Genomic DNA, 5088 nt, shown 5'->3' with positions numbered 1-5088 from the left:
GAAATGCTCCCCGAGAGCCTCTTGCTCTTCCATAAATGAGGGCTTCATGACACACACGCTACGGGCACCCACCGACATTACCCGCGGCATCCGCCCACCTACACGCACCCTGTGGATAACCCGATCAGGCCCTGATTGTGGAGGGATCGGGGTGGTGAAACGCCCGCTCAGAACCGGTGCTGCAACACCCAGTTGTGCATGGTGACAGCCGCGGCGGCCGACGCGTTGAGCGAGCGGGTGGAGCCGAACTGGCTGATCTCGACGACGGCATCCGCTGCCTCGATCGCTTCGGGAGAGAGGCCGGGACCCTCCTGCCCGAACAGGAGCACGCAGCGCTCGGGGAAGCGGAAGGTTTCGATGATCACGCTGCCGGGCACGTTGTCGATGGCGATGATCGGCAAGGTCTCGGCGGCGGCCCACTCGACGAAGGACGCGACATCCGGGTGGTGCAGCACGTGCTGGTACCGGTCGGTGACCATGGCCCCGCGCTTGTTCCACCGCTTGCGCCCGATGATGTGCACCGTGTCGGCGGCGAACGCGTTGGCGCTGCGCACGATCGAGCCGATGTTCATGTCGTGCTGCCAGTTCTCGATGGCGACGTGAAACGGATGCCGCTTCTCGTCGAGGTCGGCGACGATCGCCGCCATACTCCAGTAGCGGTAGCGGTCGATCACGTTGCGCGTGTCGCCGCGCTCGAGCAGCTCGCGGTCGTAGAACGACTCCTCGGGCCACTCTCCGGCCCAGGGTCCGACGCCGTGGGTGGACAGTTCGGGCGTGGGGTTCTGCGGTTCTTGCACCGATCCACCGTATCCCGCCGGGCACCGCCGGGCGTGCCGGGCATGCCGGGCATGCCGTCGGGTATTCTGACGTGCAGGGTTCGCGTTTCGCCGGCTCGCACCCCGCCCGGAAGGAACCATCACCATGCATCCCACGCTCTTCGGTATCGACTTTCTCGACTCGGAGTGGCTGATCGGCTGGTTCGGTTCGTTCGTGCTCCTCGGCGTGGCCACCATCGTGTTCGTCGAGACGGCTTTCATCGTCTTGTCGTTCCTGCCCGGCGACTCGCTGCTCTTCACCGTGGGCCTGCTCACCGCCACCGGGGATGTGCCCTTTCCGATCTGGGTGACCTGCTTCGTCATCTTCATCGCCGCGTTCGCCGGTGACCAGGTCGCCTATTTAATCGGCCGCAAGTCCGGCCCCGCCGTCTTCACCCGCGAGCAGAACCGCCTGTTCAACCCGAAGAACGTGGAACGCACCAACGCGTTCTTCGCCAAGCACGGCGGCAAGGCCATCATCATCGCCCGCTTCCTGCCCGTGTTCCGCGCCTTCGTGCCTCTCGCCGCCGGTGTGGGACGGATGCACTACCGCACCTTCGTGTTCTTCAACCTGATCGGCGCCTTCGCCTGGGGTGTCGGAAGCACCCTGATGGGCTACCTGCTCGGCCAGATCGAGTTCGTGGCGACGTACTCCGAATTCTTCATCATCGGCATCGTGCTGCTCTCGGGCGTGCCGATCCTGTCCGAGCTCTACAAAGCCGGCCGCGAGAAGAAGCGCACCCGCGGCAAGGCCCCGGTCCCCGTCGCCACGATTCCCGAGGACCTGCGCGAGGAGTAACCGCCCAGTTCAGAGGCGGCCGCGTCTCGGCACAGGGTCAGCGCAGCGTCAGACCGGCCGGTGCCGGCATCCGTGAACGGGTCGATCGCCGCCGAGATCTGGTACTCCCCCGGCGGGAGCGCGGGCCGGTCGGGGCGGGATCGGGTGGGTGGCTTGGTCGGTGGTTCCGGCGGCGAGCGGCCCGGCGAGCGCTGCGGACATCGCGGCCCGGTGGGCGATCCGGCTCCACAGGGGTGCGTTTCCGGCCCTCGTCGAGGTAGCCGCTGAAGATGGCCCGCCGCACGTAGGCCTCGGCCCCACCGACCGTGAACCCGTTTCCTCCCTCTGCTTAGCTACTAAAACGTATGACCGCGCCGAAACGTTGGTGTGCCGGGCCGCCCACGCAGGCACTGATCTTTCGGCATGCCTAAATCTGCCCTATCCTTTCGGTGTGGCTAAAAACAACGTGCGCACGGATGCGAGGGGACCGGTCCCTGAGATCGCCACCGTGGCATCCTCTCACCTGCTCTGGTTGCTCGGCCCTGCCCTCGTCGCGGGCGTGGCCTACCTCGACCCCGGCAACGTCGCCAGCAATATGACGGCCGGTGCTCGCTACGGCTACCTGCTGGTCTGGGTGGTCGTGGCCGGCAACGTGATGGCCTGGCTGATCCAGTACCTCTCGGCCAAGCTCGGCATCGTAACCGGCACGAGCCTGCCGGAAATTCTCGGGGTACGTATTCGGCGCCCGCTCACCCGCCGCCTCTACTGGGTGCAGGCGGAACTGGTGGCCATGGCCACCGACCTGGCCGAGATCATCGGCGGCGCGGTCGCCCTGAACCTGCTCTTCGGCCTCCCCCTGCTTGCCGGCGGCGTGATCACCGGGGTCATCTCGATGATCGTGCTCACGGTGCAGACCCGGCGCGGCCCGCGCACCTTCGAACGCGTCATCGTGGCGCTGCTGCTCATCATCACCGTGGGCTTCGCGGCCGGGGTGTTCTTCGCTCCGCCGGATGCCGGCAGCGTCGTCGCCGGCCTCGTGCCGCGGTTCGAGGGCGCGAATTCGGTGCTCCTGGCCGCGTCCATCCTCGGCGCGACGATCATGCCGCACGCCATCTACGCCCACTCCGCGCTCACCCGGGACCGATTCCCCGTCGTGGCGGACGGCGCAGCAACGCGACGCCTGCTCTGGGCCACCAAATGGGACGTCACCATCGCGATGGCCATCGCCGGCACGGTGAACCTGTCGATCCTGCTGCTCGCGGCATCCGCTCTGCAGGGCGTCGCCGGGACCGACACGCTCGAGGGCGCCCACGCCGCCCTCGAGGCAACCCTCGGGCCCGTGATCGCGACGGTGTTCGCGGTCGGGCTGCTCGCCTCCGGGCTGGCCTCCACCTCGGTCGGAGCGTACGCGGGAGCGGAGATCATGCACGGCCTGTTGCACGTGCGCGTGCCGCTGCTGGCGCGTCGCGTGGTCACCCTCATTCCCGCGCTGCTGATCCTGGGGGTGGGTTTCGACCCGACCGAGGCCCTGGTGCTCAGCCAGGTCGTCCTGTCGTTCGGCATCCCGTTCGCGCTGATCCCCCTGGTCTGGCTCACCATGCAGCGCGGGGTGCTCGGCGAGCATGTCAACCGCTGGTACACGACAGTCGCCGGCGCCGTCTGCGCCCTGCTCCTGGTGGCCCTGAACGTGGTGCTGCTCGTGCTCGTGTTCACAGGGGCGTGATGAAACACCCCACACCCGCGGCCGAGGACTACCTCAAGACCATCTACGCGCACACCGAATGGCAGCCGAACCCGATCACGCCTTCGGTGCTGGCCGCGCGGCTGGGGGTGGCGCCGTCATCGGTCACCGAGATGGTGAAGAAGCTCGCCGCCGGCGGCCTGATCGAGCACGTCCCCTACGGGCCGCTCACCCTGAGCCGGACCGGTTTCCTGCGGGCGACCGCGGTGGTGCGCCGGCACCGGTTGATCGAGACCTGGCTCGTGCGGAAAATGGGCTACGACTGGCACGAGGTGCACGACGAGGCGGAGGTGCTCGAGCACTCGATCTCGGACCGGCTGCTGGCGGCGATCGACGATCGGCTCGGGCATCCGTCGGCCGACCCGCACGGGGACCCGATCCCGGCCGAGGACGGCAGCCTGACCCGGCCGGACGCCATCCTGCTGGCTGAGGCCGCACCCGGCCACGTCGGGGCGGTCGTGCGCATCAGCGACCGCGACCCGGACATCCTGCGCGACCTTGCCGTGCACCGGGTCGGCCCGGGAACCCGGCTCACCGTTCTCGAACCCGGCGTGGTGCGGCTGCCGGGCGGCGGCATCTGTCGGCTGTCGTCTGCGGCGGCCCGATCGATCTGGCTCACCTCGTAACCGTCCGGAAACCTCGCGCCGCTAGGCTTATCCCCGAACCAAGGGAGCACCCAATGACACGCCGCGAAGACATCGAATGCTGGCTCACCGATATGGATGGCGTGCTCGTGCATGAAAACAGCCCGCTGCCGGGCGCGGCGCAGCTGCTGCAGCAGTGGAGCGACGCCGGCACGCCGTTCCTGGTGCTCACGAACAACTCGATCTTCACCCCCCGGGACCTCAGTGCCCGCCTGCGCGCCTCGGGCCTGAACGTGCCCGAAGACCGCATCTGGACCTCCGCGCTGGCGACGGCCGACTTCCTCCGCTCCCAGGCGCCCGGCGGCACCGCCTTCGTGATCGGCGAGGTCGGACTCACGACCGCCCTGCACGAGGCGGGTTTCATCATGACCGAGACGAACCCGGACTACGTGGTGGTCGGCGAAACCCGCAACTACTCGTTCGAGGCCATAACCAAGGCCATCCGTCTGCTCTTGAACGGTGCCCGCTTCATTTCGACGAACCCGGATGCGACCGGCCCCAGTGCGGACGGCCCCCTGCCCGCCACGGGTGCAATCTCGGCCCTGATCACCAAGGCCACCGGCATGGAGCCCTATGTGGTGGGCAAGCCGAACCCGATGATGTTCCGCTCAGCGATGAACAAGATCGGCGCGCACTCGGAGAACACGGCCATGATCGGTGATCGGATGGACACCGACATCATCGCCGGGATCGAGGCCGGGCTGCACACCATTCTCGTGATGAGCGGCATCAGTGACGACGCTGAGGTGCACCGCTACCCGTTCCGCCCGGACGAGATCCTCTCCGGCGTGCACGAGCTGGTCTCCAAGGAGCCCGTGGAGTCCGACGCGATCTAGGTTCCGCCGCTCCCATCGCAGCCGCGCTCTGCCGCACCCGTCGCCTCAGCACTTCTACCGCCGCGCCCGCCGCTCCTGCTCCCGCTCTCCCTCCCGCCAGGCCCTGACGAATTCGACGGAGATTTTGCGCCACCACCCCGGTTGCGACCCAGAACTGACCATTTTCGGCAAAATCTCGGCTCTCCTGCTTCATCTGTGGGTGTTTCGGAGCGCCTTAACGGCCGCACGCCGCTTCCTGTCTAGGTTTCTGACTGTCTAGGAACAGAAACTCAAG

The 5088-nt window shown here is 67.5% G+C and carries 5 protein-coding genes; 4 read left to right on the top strand and 1 reads right to left on the bottom strand.

Going from position 1 to position 5088, the window contains the following annotated elements; all coding sequences use genetic code 11:
- Positions 1-167: 167 nt before the first annotated feature.
- On the bottom strand, positions 168-797 hold the full coding sequence (locus E3O54_RS02500) for an RNA methyltransferase (protein ID WP_104100100.1): 630 nt from the start codon (positions 795-797) through the stop codon (positions 168-170).
- Positions 798-921: 124 nt separating this feature from the next.
- Between E3O54_RS02500 and E3O54_RS02495 the strand changes: the two genes are divergently transcribed.
- From E3O54_RS02495 to E3O54_RS02480, 4 genes are all read left to right on the top strand, one after another.
- Positions 922-1614, top strand: coding sequence for a DedA family protein (locus E3O54_RS02495; RefSeq protein ID WP_104100099.1), 693 nt, complete (start codon positions 922-924; stop codon positions 1612-1614).
- A 478-nt stretch (positions 1615-2092) separates the two neighbouring features.
- Positions 2093-3316 (top strand): Nramp family divalent metal transporter, encoded by a 1224-nt coding sequence (locus E3O54_RS02490; RefSeq protein WP_104100114.1) that lies wholly within the window; start codon positions 2093-2095, stop codon positions 3314-3316.
- Positions 3316-3960, top strand: coding sequence for a metal-dependent transcriptional regulator (locus E3O54_RS02485; RefSeq protein WP_104100113.1), 645 nt, complete (start codon positions 3316-3318; stop codon positions 3958-3960). The genes E3O54_RS02490 and E3O54_RS02485 overlap by 1 nt, the downstream gene beginning before the upstream one ends.
- A gap of 53 nt (positions 3961-4013) precedes the next feature.
- A complete protein-coding gene (locus E3O54_RS02480; RefSeq protein ID WP_104100098.1) occupies positions 4014-4814 on the top strand; it encodes an HAD-IIA family hydrolase in 801 nt (266 codons plus the stop codon).
- The last annotated feature ends 274 nt before the right edge of the window (positions 4815-5088 follow it).

Source organism: Cryobacterium sp. TMT2-4, from assembly GCF_004402575.1.
Classification (GTDB): Bacteria; Actinomycetota; Actinomycetes; order Actinomycetales; family Microbacteriaceae; genus Cryobacterium; species Cryobacterium sandaracinum.
The sequence above is the reverse complement of the archived record's forward strand: the minus strand, read 5'-3'. Positions and strand labels throughout refer to the sequence as shown.